This is a genomic window from Gracilibacillus massiliensis (genome assembly GCF_001458115.1).
Taxonomy (GTDB): Bacteria; Bacillota; Bacilli; order Bacillales; family Amphibacillaceae; genus Gracilibacillus; species Gracilibacillus massiliensis.
In genome coordinates this window covers 1,278,871-1,292,420 of sequence record NZ_CZRP01000013.1, presented here as the reverse complement: position 1 = coordinate 1,292,420, position 13,550 = coordinate 1,278,871, and the positions used below count along the sequence as shown (strand labels likewise).

The following is a 13,550-nucleotide window of genomic DNA, read 5'->3' as shown; positions in this document are numbered from 1 at the left end:
TATAACTAGAGGATTAGTCGACTGGTTTTCGAGAATCCACAAGTGTAAGAATTCTAAACTGCATTTGTTTAATTTCAAATTATTAAAATTAAATGTTTTATTATGGTTAAAATGGGAAAAGGTTTCTGTAGTGAGAATTCAATCTTCACAAGGAGGAGTATAATTGAAGAAAAAACATAACGTGAATGGTGGTACTAGTAAAGAGGAACAATTAGAACAGTTTACATCTGATGATCGAGGTAAGAAGATGACAACCAATCAAGGTGTGAAAGTGGAAGAAGATGAATTTTCCTTAAAAGCTGGTGAACGTGGACCTACTCTAATGGAAGATTTCCATTTCAGAGAAAAGATGACACATTTTGATCATGAACGTATTCCCGAACGCATTGTCCATGCTAGAGGGTTTGCCGCACATGGTGAGTTTCAAGTTTATGAATCAATGAAAGAATTCACAAAAGCGGATTTTTTAAATGATCCATCTAAAACAACTCCTGTATTTGTGAGGTTCTCAACAGTAGCAGGTAGCAAAGGTTCTGGTGAATTAGCTAGAGATGCCAGAGGTTTTTCTACAAAATTTTATACGGATCAAGGAAACTATGATTTGGTAGGTAACAATATTCCAGTCTTTTTTATTCAGGATGCAATAAAATTCCCCGATTTAGTACATGCTTTAAAGCCTGAACCACATAATGAAATGCCACAGGCCGCATCAGCACATGACACTTTTTGGGATTTTATAGCTAACAATCAGGAATCCGCTCATATGGTAATGTGGGCGATGTCAGACAGGGCGATTCCACGTAGCTTTAGAATGATGGAAGGTTTCGGTGTACATACCTTTCGTTTTGTGAATGAAGAAGGCAAATCCCATTTCGTTAAATTCCATTGGAAACCTGTACTAGGTACTCATTCGGTCGTATGGGATGAAGCACAAAAAATAAATGGAAAGGATCCTGACTTCCACCGTGGGGACCTGTGGGATGCAATTGAAAATGGAGATTATCCCGAATATGAATTAGGTGTCCAATTGATTTCTGAGGAGGATGAATTCAGATTTGATTTCGATCTATTAGATCCGACAAAGCTATGGCCAGAAGAAGACGTTCCGGTAAAGATTGTAGGTAAAATGACATTAAATCGAAATGTTGATAACGTATTTGCTGAAACAGAACAAGTCGCCTTTCACCCGGGACATGTTGTGCCAGGTATTGACTTTTCCAATGATCCTTTGTTACAAGGTCGTCTCTTCTCATATACAGATACTCAATTAATACGTTTAGGTGGACCTAATTTTCACGAATTACCAATTAATCGTCCTGTTTGTCCCTTCCATAACAATCAAAGAGATGGTTATGGTAGACAGACTATCAATCGAGGTCCAGTAAGTTATCATAATAACTCACTTGCTCAGAATACACCTGAAACAACTCCTGAAGATCAAGGGGGATTCAAACATTATCAGGAGAAAGTTGAAGGACACAAAGTTCGAGCACGAAGTGAGAGTTTTAAAGATCACTTTTCTCAGGCAACCCTTTTTTGGAACAGTATGAGTGATGCTGAGAAAGAACACATTATCAATGCATTTAGTTTTGAATTGGGTAAAGTAGAGAGTAGATCTGTTCAAGAACAAATAGTTGATATGTTTACTAATGTAAGTTCTGATCTAGCAAAGAGCTTTGCTGATGCAATAGGGGTCGAACCTCCAGAACATAAAGAAAATGATATAATTAAAACCTCCCCTGCACTGAGTCAAGAAAACACAGTACACTCAGTTGCCACCCGAAAGGTAGCTGTCCTTATGGGAGGTGGATTTCAGGATGCAGAGACTGATAAGGTTATTAATCGATTGAATCAAAAAGGTATAAAAACAGAAATAGTAAGTGATAAGCTTGGAAAAGTAATAGGTATGAATGGGGCAGAATATAAAGTAAACCATACCTTTTTGACAGCAGATTCAGTTCTTTTTGATGCAGTATATGTAGTGGGCTCGAAAGAAGATAAGCCTTTTTATAAAAAAGCAGCTTTGTTTATACATGAAGCCTTTGTCCATTTTAAACCTTTAGCGGCTACCGCAGAAGGAGAAAAGCTTTTGGAAGTAGATGAGATGAAAGATAGTCCTGGCGTAGTAAGGGGGACTAAATCCGATAACTTTACTGAAGAGTTTATAGAAGCAATTGCTGCCCATAGACATTGGAACCGTAAAGTATTGTAAATAATAAATAAAGATGATCATAAGTTTATAGCACAAAAAAATCTGCAGTCATTGTTGAAAAAAGTGAGACAACTGCAGATTTTTTTGAAAATATACTAAGCTTTAGATTTTAATTTATCCAACAGACCAATTTTCCCAGTTCCTTCACATGTTGAGCAAGCTAATTCTCCTTCGCCACTACATGTTTCACATTTGTGAATTCCATAGTCAATTCCTTCGCCAGAACAGTCTGAACAACGCACTAAACCTTCTCCACTACAGCTTTTACATCTCATAATAATTCCTCCTCAAATTTTTTGGAGCAACAGATATTTAGATAAGGCTATAGGTAAGACATGGTGCAAGTTGCTTATCCTACGCAAGCTCCTTGTGCATTAATATATAGAAAAATGAATTAATGCCCTGATAATTAGAAGCGCAGCAACATAAGAACTGGGTTATTTTTACAACCTCTATCAAAAGTATACCATGTACTCCATTCTCTTTAAAGCTCTTAAGGCGCCTTTTTCATGATAACTTCTCTCATATTCTGGGTGTTAAAAAACTCTACTGATAATCTTTTATTTTACTTACAACACCATATTATGAATATGTTAATTATTAAATACCACCGATGCACGGTTTTAATCATAAAAAGCAAGAAATTAATAATTTGTAATCAAAATGTAATGTAATGGAGACTCCTGTATCGATGCAAAAAAAATTGAACTGAGCAAACCCAGTCCAATCTTGATTAGGAGGATGTCCATGATCCACCATTAATATGAATCGCTTGACCTGTCATATAGGAAGCTTCATTAGAAGCAAGCATTACATAAGGCCATGCATGTTCAGAAGGTTGTCCAGGTCTTCCCATTAAGCCATCCTGTCCAAACTTCTCTACACCATCTTCATCAAAAGAAGAAGGGATTAAAGGGGTCCAAACCGGCCCAGGCGCCACGGAATTTGCACGAATGCCTTTTTTGGCAAGACTTTGAGCAATACTACGAGTGAAGGCAGTAATTGCCCCCTTAGTCGCAGTGTAATCCATTAATATACCATTTCCTTTATAAGCGTTAATAGATGAAGTGTTTATAATACAATCACCAGCTTTCATATGCCTGCAAGCTGCTTTAGTAAGATAAAATTGAGAGAAAAAATTGGTTTGAAAGACCTCTTCAAATTGTTCATTAGATATATCCACAATATCTTCTCTTATATATTGAATTGCGGCATTGTTTACTAAAATATTTATGGCATTGAAATGGGAGACTGTTTCTTCTACTAGCTTTTCACAATGATTAGGATCTTTAATATCTCCCGGTAACAAGATACATTTGACCCCTTCTTCTTCCACTAGCTTCTTAGTTTCTTGTGCATCTTCATGTTCGTCTAAATAGGAAATAGCGACATTTGCTCCTTCTTTCGCATAGACGATTGCTACAGCTCTGCCAATACCACTATCGCCCCCAGTGATAAGGGCAGATTTCCCTTTTAATTTATCTGATCCTTTATAATTTAAGGGCTGATGTGGCAGTGGATTCATTTCAGATTCGATACCTGGTTGTCTATTTTGCTTTTGTCTAGGTGTTTTTCCATTTTGCATCTCTTGTGGTTGCATGTCTACCCTCCATTATTTTTCGGTAAGCTCTGTCACATCTACTTCAAATGTTTCTTCGGATTGTTTAGTATATCTAACAAGCGCTTTTTGGGTGTCATCATTCACATCTTCTATATAGACGTATCCTCCGTTATAAACAACATCCTGCATTACTGGATCATCTTTTATCTCTTTGGCACGCATTAAATTCATTACTTGTTACCTCCTTAAATTTTCTTATGTTATTCTCTTACCGTTCCTCACGTATCTTAAACATTTGCTTCCAAATTGAAAAGAAATTGTAAAAGTAATCGGAATTAAATTTCGATTTTTCACAAAGTAGAAAATTTTAGGTGGATAGACCTAATGATAGGTGTATAATGGTTATAACATCCTACGTATGAAACTGATAAAGGGCGGGAAGTCTATGGTAAAAACTCGACCAGAAAATTTTAATGATCAATTATGGGCAGAAAAAATATTATATATCTATTGGATTATGGTATTGATTGCTTTTGTTGGTCAGGTTATTGGGTTAATTACGACTATCATTTATTTTCCTGGATATGTAATCGAATTTATTTTTAATAAGTTATTATTACCGACAGCTATTCAACTATTTATTTTGTTATTAGCTAGCTATGTGATAAAAGTTAGAAAAATTCATAGTCCGAAATTACTAATGTTTACAGGTACAATTGCAGCCCTTGTAACTGTCGCTAACCATCCTACTGTACCTGGTTTACAAATACTTTTCTTATTAGCTATGGCGGTTATTTTAATCTTTTTTGATAAAAAGAAATTACGGTTTAGTTTGTATATTAATCTTATTGCCTTAGCTTCTCTGTATGTATTGCCTTCTGTAAGAGCGTCTGCAAATGAATATGAGTTTTTCGCATATTTCTTTGTATTATGGGCTGGTTATCGAGTTTATCTAATTGTTCTGGAAAGAGGCAATGAAGTATTGTACTTCTTGCAAAGAGCTACAGATAAAGAGAAGGAGTTAATTGTAAAAAGTGCCATGATGGAACGGTTATCTAAGGTTGATGCGTTAACGAACCTTTATAATCATAAAACATTTCATGAATATTTAGATTTTTTACATGAGCAAAGCGTCTCGTATGATATGCCTTTACAACTTGCCCTTATCGATATTGATGACTTTAAATTAATTAATGATCAATTTGGGCATAGTAATGGAGATGTTGTGTTAAAAAGAGTGGCACTAGATATAGCTGATAAATTAACAGAAAATGATGTTGTTGCAAGATACGGTGGTGAAGAGTTTGCTGTCTTACTTACAAATAAAAGTATAGATCAAGCCCTCGAAAAAATGGAAGAAGTACGGTCGCATATCGCTTATCAATACCACGAGGAGTTACATGGAAATATAACGGTAAGTATAGGATTAAAAAATCTGAATAAAAGTATGTCGAAAGAAGCGTTGTTCAAAGAAGCGGACGAATTACTTTATGCTGCTAAACGAAATGGTAAAAACCAAGTAATGTATGATGAAAGAAAAGAGGTTATCCAGTAAAAATATTAAAACAGGTTTCTATCCTAGCTTCAATCTCGATTCGACCAGGCTCAATGGGGGTGGCTACTCCACCGACCATTTCTGTGCTTGATAACAACTTATAGGGAGTCGGTGGTGGCATAGTAGATTGTTCTATTGTAGTAATAGGTGTCGGATCGAGAGATACTCTAAGTGTTTGAGAAATAGTTTCTGCCTTGCTATAAGCATTATAAAGAGCCAATTGTAAGGCTTGTTGATAATAAGCATCCGGATTGGTGACCGCAAATGAAATATCGGTCAATCTATTGATTCCATTGAATATTGCAGTATCTATCACTTCACCAATGTGATCAATGCTTGTGGTTACCGATAACATGTTGGTTACTTGGTAACCTGTGAATTGTTGGAGATTGTTGACATAGTCATATTGAGGAAAAATCGAATAATCTACAGTTTGAATATTTTCTTTTGGAATACCAATACTTTCGAGAGATTGGATCACTTGCTGTACGATCCTCGCATTTTCTTGTTGTGCGACTGTTGCCTCTATGTTTTGAGTAACCACTCCCATTCGAACTTCAACAGCATCTGGCTCAACAAGTATTTTCCCTATTCCGTACACCTTAACGTTTCTTTTGATCATTTGGTTTGCTTTAGTGTGCATTCTTTTTCTCCTTCCTTCCATAGAACATCCTTACCTTCATCAAATGCTCCACAGAAGAAAAATATGCATCTTTTCTAGCATCGAAGAAACGAATGTAGCGTGAATAGGGAATACCTGTTTCTGTTAGTAGGTTGTAAACATGGTGATTTTCTGCAATGTATAACCAACTCTTTTGACAAAGGGTAATGAATCAGCATATTTATCATAATCGTCTGTGTATATACCATCTTCGTTATTCCAAATGCGATGAAAATAGTCTTCCACATCTTTTATAATGGCTACATCATTCGAAGCAGTCACATATAAATCTGTTTCTAAATTATAATTATCGATGTTGCGTGAGGTAAAATTACCAGATCCTGCGACAATTTTACTAGCATCTTCTGTTTTAACAAAAAGAATTTTAGAATGATACTGTTCTTTGCTAGTGTTATACCATTTGACGGTAAGATTTTCTCGGTCCTCTGCTACCAATTCACTTGCAACAGGAATATTTGGTAACCCTAATTTTTGATTGCCGAATGCATTTTGATTAGGATCAAGAATGATATGAATATCGACATCTCTGTCTGCAGCTTCTTTTAGTGCGTCTACTATATCTCGATCTGCCAAATAAAACATAGCTAACCAAATTTCATCATCTTTTTTTGCAGTATCAATCGATTCTGTCGCTGCCTTTTGAATTTGTTGTTCTGTTACTAATTGCATTTTTGCAGTCTCTTCACTTGATTCTTGGGACTCTGAGTCGATAGCATTTAATTCTTGTTTATCAGGAAATGCATCAAGATTACCTCCTGAGAAAGAAGCCACTGCTTTTTCAGATTCAATAATATCTTTTTGAATATTTCCTTTTACTTTAAATCCAATATTGGAATGAAAACCACTAGCATCGTGAGGGTTAGCTGATAAGATTAAACCGTTATTTTCACTAACTACTACTTTGCGATGATTCGCTTTAATATTTAATAATTCCAAGTAAGATCTGGCTGTGACATCTGGTAATTCTGAACCAAACGGATTGGCTAACCAACCTTTTCCTTCCTGGCCAAACCATTGTAATGCCATTCGCCATATACCAGAGTATAAAGGATTAGGATCTCTTAAACGTTCTAAATCGGTATATATTACTTCAATGCCAGCATCCTCTAAAGGTTTAATATGTTTGGCAGAATGGGAAGAATAAGTCGTGTTGATTCGGTCTGTAATGAAAACTATTTTCATATCTGGAAATTTTTCTTTTTGTTGGATCAATTTCTGGCTAATTGTTTCGCTAATTTCAGGAAAATCTCGGCTCGAGCTTGAGGATTCATTCATCATAAAAAAATCAAGAATGAGGAATTGCTTTGCTTCTTCAATTGTTTGATATACTTCATCAAAAATCTGTTGATCGTATTTTTCACTTCCATCTTTTTGGTAGGTTAAATCATATAAAAACTCAATATCGTTGTTACCCACTTCATGCCAATCACCTCGATAGGAAGTGTTATCTGGTAATGGTTTGAATTGTTGATAAGCAATAACTGATGCATAAATAAGGATCAATAAAATTGCCCAATATCGTTTCTTTTTGTACCATCTTTTCATGATGTTATTCTCCTTAGCTGAGTTTAAAGTATCGTTACAATACCTTAATACCCTATTAAGAAGAAGTTAATGTTTGATTGATGGAATATTTATTACTAATTCATCATAAAGAGATATCTGTAGTTCATTTTTATAATTGATAGAGGCGAAAAAGATATCATTTACAGATGTTATTTGTTTCTGATGTAATTGTTTGTGTAGCCAGTCTTCATCGAGGTTTAAAGCATGTAATACACTGTGATCAACTTCTCCCTCGATTATCACTGGATAGGCAATAGAGGAGGGTGAATCCGTTATTTTTAAATCTTCTCTTGTTACAGGTTTCTTTTCGCTTTTTTTTAAAACACTTAATGATCCATTTGCCTCGATAATCGCGATATCTACTTCTGAAATCTCAAAGACATCTTTATCTCGTAACATTTGCAGTATATTATCAATGGAAAATCCAATCTTCTTTAGATTCTGATTCAGAAAAGTTCCGTCATAGACGACAACCGTTGGCTCAAATGTGAGAAGCTTCCCGATTTTTCGGTTCGCAATTTTCAAATGGGATACCACCTTTTGCAATAGACCAATCATAATAATCGCGACAATTGTAGGGAAATGTTGGATATCAGGATCTGCAATATCTGCTCCAACAACAGATGCTAAGGTAATGATGACGAGGAAATCAAATACAGGCAGTTCACCTATCGCTCTTTTGCCCATAAACAATGTAATAAATAAAAGTAAAGGAAGAATCGTAATAATTCTTCCTACTACAATGAGAAGGTCTGATAATAATGCCAATGTACTCACTCCCGACCGAAATAATGATCCTATTTTTCCCGGGATGTAAGCATTGATACATATAATTAGCATAGATACACAAAAATGAAAATTAGGGTTGTAAAATCACCTTAATACAATTGTCCTCTTTTCGATTAAATATATCATAACCATGTGCAGCTTTCTCAAGTGGAAGTTGATGGGTAATAATCTGAGTTGGATCTATTTCGTTATTAACGATTTGTTGATACAAGGGCTGCATATAAGTACGGGCATGAGCCTGTCCCGTTTTTAATTGAATATTTCTTGAGAAAAAGGCTCCAAGCGGAAACAGATTATAATTGCCGCCATATACGCCAGTTATTTGTACGGTTCCACATTTTTTTACTGCTTTTGTTGCTATTTGAATAGGACCTAATGTACCACCTTGTAATTTTAGTTTCTGTTCAATAAATTCCAGAGGTGATTTTTTACCGTCCATTCCGACACAATCAATCACAACATCTGCTCCACCTTTCGTTATTTCTTTAAGATATTCACCAATATCATCATGTTTGGTGAAGTCATACGTTTCTGTTTTATTGATTTTTTTTGCGTGTTCTAGTCGATAGTCAATGTAATCTACTGCAATCACACGTTCAGCACCTTGATTCCATGCAAACTGTTGCGCCATCAAACCAACCGGTCCACAGCCTAAAACAATAACGGTATCGCCTTCTTTTACTTCTGCATTCGTGACACTCCAGTAGGCAGTTGGGAGCACATCTGAAAGAAACAAAAGAGAGCTATCGTCTAGTTCACAATCTTGTGGAATGAGAAAAGGTGTATAATTACCAAAAGGAACTCGCAGGTATTCTGCTTGCCCTCCTGGATAGTTTCCGAACTTTTCTGAATAACCTAAATATCCACCAGAATCATAATGAGGATTGGCGTTATCACATTGGCTCTCATGGTGATTATCGCAATACGGGCATTTACCGCACGCCATTGTAAAGGGGATAACTACCCGATCCCCTTTCTTTAATTTTGTTACACTTGGCCCAACTTCTTCGACAATGCCCATTGGTTCATGACCAATTTGATAACCGATTGGCAATGGAAAGTTACCTTGATACAGGTGTAAGTCTGACCCGCAAATGGCAGTAGAAGTAATCTTAACAATAATATCTTCTGGGTCTTGAATAGAGGGAAAAACTACTTTATTTACGGCAATCGCATGTTTTCCTTGATAAGTAACAGCCTTCACGACATTCACTTCCTTTTAACATTTTTATCTTATTCTGCCATTAGTATGGTTTGTTATACAAAGGGATGTCATAATAAAAACCCAAACGATTATTCGAATAATCGTTTGGGATTAGTGTAAAAGGAATAAACTGTGCAACAAATTAATGATTTTTGCCAAATTCAAACATCGCTGCACTCATGAACGAGGCTAATCCTTCTCCGAATTGATCAATGTTCTTCGTAAAACGATCGTCTTGCACATACATCATCCCTAAACCTTGAAAGCTTTCAGGAGAATAGGTTGTAAAATGTTGATTCAGAAATTCATACCATTTTTGAATAGCAGTTTGTGCTTGATCAGACTTTGGATCGATATCACGTATCTCAGCCAAATCACGGTAAATTTGATTCATTTCCTCTTGAAGACCTGGAGTCATATTACCAGCGTTTTGTTTAGCCTCATCCACTTTTTGATCCCCCCAGCGTTGTCTGGCTTCTTTTTCATAAGGATTGTGGCTAAAATCAAAGCCCTTGAATTTTTCATTATTACTCATTTGATAAACTCCTTTCTCATTTTGTATCGTTTTTTGAATGGTTTCGAGCATCTCATCCAATTTCTGTCGCTGCTTTAATAATAGTTTTTCTTGCATTTCTAACGCCTCTAATTGGTTATAATGAGAGTCAGACATAATTTCTTTAATTTTCTTCAATGGAAAATCCAGTGCTCGAAAAAATAATATTTGTTGAAGAGTGGATAGATCATGATCGGTATAGATGCGATAGCCTGAATCACTGGACTTTTTCGGTGATAAAAGTCCAATTTCATCATAATGATGTAAGGTGCGCACACTTACACCACTGATAGTTGCAACCTCTTTTATCTTCATCTGTTTTCCTCCTCGTATCTAGACTAAAGTATAACGTAACGTAAGAGTCAAGAACTTTAATGAAACTTTTTGTGGTATACATTCGTATTAACATTAAATGACTTGTGAGGGAGATATACGATGAATCAATATGAACAACAAGCATACCAGGAGATGCTGAATTGGGAACGAAACATCTTAAAGAAAAAAAGCCCATTTCAGCAGCTATCAAAAAATGTGCAAAATAAAATAAATAGTTACGTTCCTGAAAAAGCACATGAAATAGTAACAGAAGCGATTAAACATATGGTGAAAACAACTTTAGTTGGTTCTGATTTTACTACGAAGAAAAACCAAACAGTTGGAATGAACTTAGAGGAAAAAGAGAAGATCGTACAACAAAAGCTTGAAAGTTATCGCAAAACAGCAACGATTGAAGGCGCGGGAACGGGGGCTGGCGGAATCTTTTTAGGATTGGCCGATTTTCCATTATTATTATCGATTAAAATGAAATTCCTATTTGAGGTAGCAAGTATTTATGGCTTCGATACGAAAAAGTATGACGAAAGGTTATTTTTATTACATGTATTCCAGCTTGCCTTTTCAAATGATGATAAACGCAGGGAAACCTTTTATTTTATTAAGCATTGGGCAGAGGAGAAAACACGCTTGACAGATATGGATTGGCGAGAATTTCAACAAGAGTATCGCGACTACATTGATTTAATAAAACTATTTCAAATGATCCCAGGACTTGGTGCAATTGTTGGAGCTTATGCAAATTATAATCTGCTAGACCAATTAGGGGAAACGGCTAAAAATGCCTATCGAACAAGAATATATGACAGTAACGAAGAAAAGCTCATCATCCCATGATTGGGAGAGATGAGCTTTTGAAGTTAGTCTTCACCATTTTCTAAGAGTTCGATCATTACTTTTAAAGGGTCTTGGGTGTCCATATAAGCATATCTGCCACCTTCATATTCGCCTTTTTGGATAAGTGGCATGTTTTTTGTTTCTAGTCTTGAGATCACTTCATTCATTCCTTTGACCACGAAGGCAATATGGTGAACACCTTCACCATGCTCTTCTAAATGTTTTCTCCATGTACTAGGATGTTCGTCTGGTTCAATTAGTTCTAATTGTAATGAACCCATATCAAAAAACGCTAATTTAGCACGTGCTTCCGTAGGCTTACCACGATATTGTGCTTGAGTCTTTTCATATGGATCTGTCGTAATAATGTTAGGTTTCTCAAGTCCGAAAAAATCCGCATAATTTCCGGAAACGCTTTCAATATCCTCTACAATAATAGCCACCTGTGTAATTACATTTGAGCCAAGCATGTTTTTACTCACATTTATTACCCCCTTAATGTTGGTTGCGATGTTACCGTTTAAAAATACCATGGCACTCTAACAAATACAAAAGATTAGCTTGGATACAAGAGGACAGACTGTTGGCTTTTAGACTATGCCTATCCCTTTTTATGTTTCCACATGATAAAACGATAGCGGATTGTGCAGCCGATGCAGTATCCAGCTAATGCTAATCCAGAAGCAAGGATGACCATGATGCCAAAGAGGTACGCTGCCCAGTGAATGCTTATACTGAAAAAGAGAATGGATAGAGCAACACAAATAGTAGCAATCCATTGATTGAATAATTGCTGTTGCTTGTCCTCTTGTCGGTAACTTTTCATTGGTTTTCTCAAAAAACGTTTGCCCAATAGTATAACAGGATTTGATTTAGTCACTAAGGTTATAATGCCTATTGTCAGTGGCAATATCAAAATATATGGAGATATTAGTAAGCCTGATAATACGGTCACTAATATAAAAAGTTGATTAAGTTGTACGAGTGGTTTCGGTATCGACATGAAAATTCCTCCTTCTTTGTATTCTGATTATACACAGTAATTTACTAGGAATAAAGAAAAAAGCACACCAAGTGTGGCATGCTCTTATATGATTTGTTCTTTCTTTGTGTAAACATAATAAATAACTAGTGCTAGCAAAGAAAGAAGGATACCTGCAACATATGGTAAATAAATGGCTAAGCCATACAGTATTCCACCGAGTGGAGGCCCGATAATTCGACCGAGTGAATCAAAAGAAGATAGTAATCCGGTCGTCTGGCCATACCCTGATTTTGCTTTTCTTGTTAGCAGTGAGGACACACTAGGGCGAATGAGGCCGTTACCTAAGCCGAAAACGGTTAAAAAGATAGCTGCGGTAAGGAAGTTGTTTACCAATAATATCAAAGCGAATCCAATTGCTGAAACAATAATCCCAATTTGAATGACATTTCCTTCGCCCCATTTTTTCGTCATTCTTCCGACAAGACCACCTTGAACCAAGGCGCCAGCTAGTCCCATTATCATAAATATATAACCGAGCTCAACGGTTCCAAGTCCGGCCCGATCAAAAGCAAAATAGGCAAAAGTAGCCTCAAGCCCTGCTAAGGATACCGAAACAAACCACTGTAGGATAAATAAATTTGCTGTTGGTTCTTTAAACGCCTGTAAAATCGATGGCCGTTTGTTTTGCTCGACTAATTCATTTGCATTAGGTAGTGATTCCTTCAAAGCAAAGGTGACTAATAAAAAAGTGATTATGGAAGATGCACCAGCTAAATAGAATGGAATCGTAAGGTTTTGTTCAGAAAACACGCCACCAATTGCTGGGCCAAAAATAAAGCCTAGACCAACTGCAGCTCCTATGATCCCCATTCCTTTTCCTCGATCTTCTTCACTCGTGATGTCAGCAACGTAGGCCATAACCGTCGGCATATTAGCAGCAAAAAAAAAACCGCCGATAATTCGAGCAGCAAAAAGCATCCATAATTGAGACGCAAATGCTAGCAAGAAGAACGACAATGCTAATCCAGCGATACCGATCATCAAAACAGGCTTTCTTCCGATGCGATCTGAAACTCTTCCCCACATCGGGGAAAAAATAAATTGCATGAGTGAATAGGTGGCCATCAATAAACCTAGTGCTAAGGGAGAGGCCCCTAACTCCTCTGCATAAAATGGTAAGACGGGTATAATGATTCCAAACCCGACCATTACTAAAAACATAACGGCAAATAAAATGCCTAAGACTTTTCTTGATTCCAAAGCGTTTCACTCC

14 protein-coding genes are annotated in these 13,550 nt (G+C 36.3%); 3 read left to right on the top strand and 11 right to left on the bottom strand.

Annotated features, from left to right (window positions below):
- The first annotated feature begins 163 nt into the window (after positions 1 to 163).
- Positions 164 to 2,212, top strand: a complete 2,049-nt coding sequence (locus tag BN3107_RS17915) for a catalase (RefSeq protein ID WP_058308987.1) — start codon at positions 164 to 166, stop codon at positions 2,210 to 2,212.
- A 95-nt stretch (positions 2,213 to 2,307) separates the two neighbouring features.
- Here the strand turns inward: BN3107_RS17915 and BN3107_RS17910 are convergent, their stop codons facing one another.
- The 3 genes from BN3107_RS17910 to BN3107_RS17900 form a co-directional block, all read right to left on the bottom strand.
- Positions 2,308 to 2,487 (bottom strand): DnaJ-like cysteine-rich domain-containing protein, encoded by a 180-nt coding sequence (locus tag BN3107_RS17910; protein ID WP_058308986.1) that lies wholly within the window; start codon positions 2,485 to 2,487, stop codon positions 2,308 to 2,310.
- 458 nt (positions 2,488 to 2,945) lie between these two features.
- Complete coding sequence (locus tag BN3107_RS17905) at positions 2,946 to 3,812, bottom strand: SDR family oxidoreductase (RefSeq protein WP_058308985.1); 867 nt, start codon at positions 3,810 to 3,812, stop codon at positions 2,946 to 2,948.
- 12 nt (positions 3,813 to 3,824) lie between these two features.
- On the bottom strand, positions 3,825 to 4,004 hold the full coding sequence (locus tag BN3107_RS17900; protein ID WP_058308984.1) for an H-type small acid-soluble spore protein: 180 nt from the start codon (positions 4,002 to 4,004) through the stop codon (positions 3,825 to 3,827).
- A gap of 214 nt (positions 4,005 to 4,218) precedes the next feature.
- On the opposite strand from BN3107_RS17900, the gene BN3107_RS17895 reads away from it, so the two are divergent.
- Positions 4,219 to 5,328 carry a GGDEF domain-containing protein gene (locus tag BN3107_RS17895; RefSeq protein WP_058308983.1) on the top strand — a complete coding sequence of 370 codons (1,110 nt, stop codon included), beginning with the start codon at positions 4,219 to 4,221 and terminating at the stop codon, positions 5,326 to 5,328.
- Here the strand turns inward: BN3107_RS17895 and BN3107_RS17890 are convergent.
- From BN3107_RS17890 to BN3107_RS17870, 5 genes are all read right to left on the bottom strand, one after another.
- On the bottom strand, positions 5,318 to 5,971 hold the full coding sequence (locus BN3107_RS17890) for an SIMPL domain-containing protein (RefSeq protein WP_058308982.1): 654 nt from the start codon (positions 5,969 to 5,971) through the stop codon (positions 5,318 to 5,320). The genes BN3107_RS17895 and BN3107_RS17890 overlap by 11 nt on opposite strands.
- Positions 5,972 to 6,094: 123 nt before the next feature.
- A complete protein-coding gene (locus BN3107_RS17885) occupies positions 6,095 to 7,555 on the bottom strand; it encodes a phospholipase D family protein (RefSeq protein ID WP_058308981.1) in 1,461 nt (486 codons plus the stop codon).
- A gap of 66 nt (positions 7,556 to 7,621) precedes the next feature.
- Entirely contained in the window at positions 7,622 to 8,344 is a 723-nt protein-coding gene (locus tag BN3107_RS17880; protein WP_058308980.1) for a DUF421 domain-containing protein, read from the bottom strand.
- 91 nt (positions 8,345 to 8,435) lie between these two features.
- Complete coding sequence (locus BN3107_RS17875) at positions 8,436 to 9,569, bottom strand: zinc-dependent alcohol dehydrogenase (RefSeq protein WP_058308979.1); 1,134 nt, start codon at positions 9,567 to 9,569, stop codon at positions 8,436 to 8,438.
- 142 nt (positions 9,570 to 9,711) lie between these two features.
- Positions 9,712 to 10,437, bottom strand: coding sequence for a MerR family transcriptional regulator (locus BN3107_RS17870; protein ID WP_058308978.1), 726 nt, complete (start codon positions 10,435 to 10,437; stop codon positions 9,712 to 9,714).
- Between the two features lie 120 nt (positions 10,438 to 10,557).
- On the opposite strand from BN3107_RS17870, the gene BN3107_RS17865 reads away from it, so the two are divergent.
- Positions 10,558 to 11,292 carry an EcsC family protein gene (locus BN3107_RS17865; protein WP_058308977.1) on the top strand — a complete coding sequence of 245 codons (735 nt, stop codon included), beginning with the start codon at positions 10,558 to 10,560 and terminating at the stop codon, positions 11,290 to 11,292.
- A gap of 23 nt (positions 11,293 to 11,315) precedes the next feature.
- On the opposite strand, the gene BN3107_RS17860 is transcribed toward BN3107_RS17865, so the two are convergent.
- The 3 genes from BN3107_RS17860 to BN3107_RS17850 form a co-directional block, all read right to left on the bottom strand.
- The gene (locus BN3107_RS17860) at positions 11,316 to 11,774 is read right to left on the bottom strand and encodes a VOC family protein (protein WP_058308976.1); all 459 of its coding nucleotides are present in this window, start codon (positions 11,772 to 11,774) and stop codon (positions 11,316 to 11,318) included.
- A 119-nt stretch (positions 11,775 to 11,893) separates the two neighbouring features.
- The gene (locus BN3107_RS17855; RefSeq protein WP_058308975.1) at positions 11,894 to 12,295 is read right to left on the bottom strand and encodes a DUF4395 domain-containing protein; all 402 of its coding nucleotides are present in this window, start codon (positions 12,293 to 12,295) and stop codon (positions 11,894 to 11,896) included.
- An 84-nt stretch (positions 12,296 to 12,379) separates the two neighbouring features.
- Positions 12,380 to 13,537 carry an MFS transporter gene (locus BN3107_RS17850; protein ID WP_058308974.1) on the bottom strand — a complete coding sequence of 386 codons (1,158 nt, stop codon included), beginning with the start codon at positions 13,535 to 13,537 and terminating at the stop codon, positions 12,380 to 12,382.
- Between the last annotated feature and the right edge of the window lie 13 nt (positions 13,538 to 13,550).

What these genes read in the sequence shown, in the direction of transcription:
- BN3107_RS17900 (WP_058308984.1), bottom strand. Translation starts at nt 4,004, where the DNA reads ATGAATTTAATGCGTGCCAAAGAGATAAAAGATGATCCAGTAATGCAG.
- BN3107_RS17885 (WP_058308981.1), bottom strand. Translation starts at nt 7,555, where the DNA reads ATGAAAAGATGGTACAAAAAGAAACGATATTGGGCAATTTTATTGATC.
- BN3107_RS17865 (WP_058308977.1), top strand. Translation starts at nt 10,558, where the DNA reads ATGAATCAATATGAACAACAAGCATACCAGGAGATGCTGAATTGGGAA.
- BN3107_RS17910 (WP_058308986.1), bottom strand. Translation starts at nt 2,487, where the DNA reads ATGAGATGTAAAAGCTGTAGTGGAGAAGGTTTAGTGCGTTGTTCAGAC.
- BN3107_RS17905 (WP_058308985.1), bottom strand. Translation starts at nt 3,812, where the DNA reads ATGCAACCACAAGAGATGCAAAATGGAAAAACACCTAGACAAAAGCAA.
- BN3107_RS17855 (WP_058308975.1), bottom strand. Translation starts at nt 12,295, where the DNA reads ATGTCGATACCGAAACCACTCGTACAACTTAATCAACTTTTTATATTA.
- BN3107_RS17870 (WP_058308978.1), bottom strand. Translation starts at nt 10,437, where the DNA reads ATGAAGATAAAAGAGGTTGCAACTATCAGTGGTGTAAGTGTGCGCACC.
- BN3107_RS17895 (WP_058308983.1), top strand. Translation starts at nt 4,219, where the DNA reads ATGGTAAAAACTCGACCAGAAAATTTTAATGATCAATTATGGGCAGAA.
- BN3107_RS17890 (WP_058308982.1), bottom strand. Translation starts at nt 5,971, where the DNA reads ATGCACACTAAAGCAAACCAAATGATCAAAAGAAACGTTAAGGTGTAC.